The 4,119-nt window shown below is 73.7% G+C and carries 3 protein-coding genes; all 3 read left to right on the forward strand.

Translation table 11 applies throughout. The annotated features are described in order from the left end of the window. Positions 1-1,731: AAA family ATPase (locus tag ABD296_RS23585; protein WP_344270874.1), on the forward strand; the 1,731-nt coding region annotated here is incomplete at its 5' end. After that, entirely contained in the window at positions 1,728-3,473 is a 1,746-nt protein-coding gene (locus tag ABD296_RS23590; protein WP_344270877.1) for a GTPase family protein, read from the forward strand. The genes ABD296_RS23585 and ABD296_RS23590, both read left to right, overlap by 4 nt. A gap of 88 nt (positions 3,474-3,561) precedes the next feature. Beyond that, positions 3,562-4,044, forward strand: coding sequence for a single-stranded DNA-binding protein (locus ABD296_RS23595; protein ID WP_344270880.1), 483 nt, complete (start codon positions 3,562-3,564; stop codon positions 4,042-4,044). Positions 4,045-4,119: the final 75 nt, after the last annotated feature.

Genomic DNA, 4,119 nt, shown 5'->3' on the forward strand with positions numbered 1-4,119 from the left:
GGGGGGCCCACGGTCCGGCAGGCCGAGCTGGTCAGGGCGCTGACCGCGCTGCGCGACCAGCTCGGCGCCTTCGACTTCCTGCTGGACGTGCCCGGCGTGCAGGAGGCCCGCGAGGCCCGCGACGAGCTGCGCAACCAGCTGGACGACTACGTCCTGCCCCGCTTGCAGGCGGCCGGCGCGCCGCTGCTGGTGGTGCTCGGCGGGTCCACTGGCGCGGGCAAGTCCACCCTGGTCAACACGCTGGTCGGCTCCCGCGTGAGCGCGACCGGCGTGCTCCGCCCCACCACCAGCAGCCCGATCCTCGTCTGCCACCCCGACCACGTGCAGTGGTTCATGGAAGGGCCGCTGCTGCCCGGCATGGGACGCGTCCGCGGCCCGGCTCCCGACGCCATCGCGGGCGACCAGCTGGTCATCATCGCCAGCGAGGCCCTGCCCCCCGGGCTGGCGCTGCTCGACAGCCCCGACTTCGACTCGGTCTTCGAGGACCACTACGAGTTCGCCACCAAGCTGATGGCCGCCGCCGACCTGTGGCTGTGCGTCACCACCGCCGCCCGCTACGCCGACGCGCAGGTGTGGCAGATGCTCCAGCGCGCCAAGGAGAACGGCGCGACCATCGGCGTCGTGCTCTCCCGCGTCCCGCAGGGCGACGGCCCGGGCGGGCGCGCCGGATCGGTCGGGCAGGGCGCCTCCGACGTCGTCGAGCACTTCGCCGAGATGCTCGACGAGCACGAGGTCGGCGACGCCCGCCGCTTCACGATCCCCGAGACCCGGATCGAGGAGAGCCGGCTGCCCGAGGAGACCATCGAGGACATCCGCGCCTGGTTGGTCGGCGTCGCCGACGACGTCGAGGACCGCGAGATCGTCATCAGCGACACCCTCGCCGCCGTCCTGGACAGCTTCCGCACCCGCGTCCCCGAGCTGGCCCGGCAGGTCGAGGCGCAGGTCGAGCAGCGCGCCGAGCTCGCCCAGCAGGTCGAGGCCGCCTACGGCACCGCCCTCGCCGAACTCGACGAGGCCACCCGCAACGGCTCGCTGCTGCGCGGCGAGGTCCTCGCCCGCTGGCAGGACTTCGCCGGCACCGGCGACCTGCTGCGCGCACTGCACGTCCAGCGCGCGCGCCGCGGCCGGGGCACCAGCCGGCGCCGCCGCAGCCCCGCCCGTGTGCGCGCGCTGAAGGCCGCGCTGCGCAGCGGCCTCGAATCGCTGATCATGTCGTCCGCCGAGCACGGCGCCGAGCAGGTCGTGGTCCGCTGGCGCGCCCACCCGGCCGGCGGGAAGGTGCTGGCCGGGCGCGGCGACGAGATCGGGCACGTCTCCCCGGAACTGGCGCGCCGCGTGACCCGCGCCGTCAGCGCCTGGCAGGACCACGTCCAGGAGCTGATCCGCACCGAGGGCGTGACCAAGCGCTCGGTCGCCAAGCTCGTCTCGTTCGACACCGAGGCGGTCTCGCTCGTCCTGATGATCGGCCTGCTCGGCTACGGCACCTCCGACGTCGCCGTCGAGGGCGGCAACAGCGCCGTGCCGCAGCGGCTGCTCAAGGCGCTGTTCGGCGCCGAGTCGCTGCGCGGCATGGGCGCCAAGGCCCGCGCCGACCTGCGCAGCCGCATCGGGATGCTGTTCGACGAGGAGGCGATCCGGTTCGGGCAGGTGCTCGACGGCGCCGGCATCCCCGACGAGACCGTCCCCGTCCAGCTGTACCAGGCCACCTACAACCTCGAGGTCGCCCGATGACCACCTCGGCCCTGCCCGCCGGCTCGCCGACGAGCCCCGGCGGCATCCCGGTCCCCCCGAGGGACGCCTCCGGCGAGCACCCGGCCGCGCAGGCCGGACCGCCGCCCGCCGAGCCCGCCGCCCCCGCCCTCACCGACCGCCTCAACGGCCTGGACCGGCTGGTCCAGGCCGGCACCGGACGGCTGGACCGGCCGCTCCTCGAGGACGCCGGCGCGCTGCTCGACCGGGCCGGCCAGCGGCTGCGGCTGTCCGGCGAGCACACCGTCGTCACCCTCGCCGGCGGCACCGGCAGCGGCAAGTCCTCGCTGTTCAACGCGATCTGCGGGCTCGAGCTGTCGCCCACCGGGATGCGCCGCCCGATGACGTCCAAGGCGCACGCCTGCGTGTGGGGCCTGGACGGCGCCGGACCGCTGCTCGACTGGCTCGACGTCGACAAGCGGCACCGCTACGCCCGCGCCAGCGCCCTCGACCTGGAACGCGCCGACAGCTCCCTGCAGGGCCTCGTTCTGCTGGACCTGCCCGACCACGACTCCATCCAGGCCATGCACCGCGCCGAGGTCGACCGGTTCGTCACCATCGCCGACCTGCTGGTCTGGGTCGTCGACCCGCAGAAGTACGCCGACGCCGCGCTGCACCGCAACTACATCGTCCCGTTCGCCCGGCACACCGGCGTCACCCTGATCGTGCTCAACCAGGTCGACCGGCTCGCCCCCGACGAGATCGACGACTGCGTCGCCGACCTGCGCCGGCTGCTGGAGGCCGAGGGCCTCGCCGAGCCGCGCATCGTCACCACCTCCGCCGTCGCCGACGACGGCGTGCACGGCTTCCGCGACGTCCTCGTCGACACCGTCGCCGCCCGCCGCGCCCGCAGCGAGCGCCTCGCCGCCGACGTCGACCGGATCGCCGAGCGCTTCGCCGAGCACCGCTTCGCCGCCGAACCGCCCACCACCGTGGACGACGACCGGCGCACCGAGCTCGTCCAGGCCCTCACCGACGCCGCGGGCGCGCCCGCCGTCGCCGAGGCCATGGAGAGCGCCTACGAGCTGCGCGCCGCCGACTTCGTCGGCTGGCCCGTCAGCGCGCTGATCACCCGGCTGCGCTCGGACCCGCTGCGCCGGATGCGCCTCACCGAGCTGCGCGAGGAGCTCCGCAACGCCTTCACCGGCCCCATCGGCGCCCAGCAGGGCGACGTGGACAACGCGGTCGCCGGGGTCACCGACGGCATCACCGGCGAGCTGCCCGTTCACTGGGCCCGGTCCGTCCGCGCCGCGGCGCGCTCGCAGGCCGCCGACATCCCCGAGGCGCTCGGCGAGTCCCTCAAGGAGGCGCTCCCGACGTTCAACCAGGTGCCGCGCTGGTGGTGGCTGGTCAAGACCTGGCAGTACTTCCTGGTCCTGGTCGCCGCGCTCAGCGTCATCTGGATCGGCGTCCTGGTCGCCTACGGCGTGCTCAAGGTCGGCGGGGACGACCCGGGCGGCTTCATCGGCCAGGCGGGCCTCATCCCGTACGTCGCCGTCCTCGTCGTCTGCACGCTCGGCATGGGCTGGCTCACCTCGTCCGCGTGCCGCAACCTCGTCGCGCTCTCCTCCGCCAAGCACGGCGACAAGATGGAGGAGCACATGCGGGAGGGCATCGAGCGGGTCGCGCGCGACAAGGTCATCGAGCCCGTGGCCACCGACCTGCGTGTGTACGCGGGCTTCCGGAACGACGTGGACGTCGCGATGGGCCGTCCGCCCGCGTAGTTATCCACATTTTCCACGGAGCTGTCGCCGAGTGCGACGGCTCGGGCACCGTTGGTTCACGTAAGCCACGAGAACCAACGGAGGACCCGTGAACGAAGCGCACGTCACCGTCATCGGCTGGACCGCCGCCGAGCCGTACTACACCATCACCAGCAACGGCACGCCGTTCCTGTCCCTGCGCGTCGGCTGCACGCCCCGCCGCTACGACCGGGAGACCGGCTCCTGGCAGGACCTCGACACCATGTTCCTGACCGTCAACTGCTGGCGCGGCCTCGCCGACAACGTCAACGCCTCCGACTTCCGGCGCGGGACACCCGTCCTGGTCACGGGCCGTCTCCGCGTCCGCCAGTACGAGCGCGACGGCCAGTGGCGGTTCTCCGCCGAGATCGAGGCCAGCACCGTCGGCCACGACCTCGGCCGCGGCACGGCCGACTTCCGCCCCGTCCAGCGCGGCGGCGCCCTCAGCGACGAGGACCGCCAGATCGCCCGCGACGCCGCCGACCAGTGGGCCCTGACCGCCCCACCGGACACCGAAGAAACCCCCGCCGAACCCACCCCCCAAGCCGCATGAACCTCACCCACGACGACCCCAGTAGCGACGGCCCCACAGAACGACGATCTCAAGGACGGCCGCCCTGGAAACGGC

Source organism: Actinomadura napierensis, from assembly GCF_039529375.1.
GTDB classification, from domain to species: Bacteria; Actinomycetota; Actinomycetes; order Streptosporangiales; family Streptosporangiaceae; genus Spirillospora; species Spirillospora napierensis.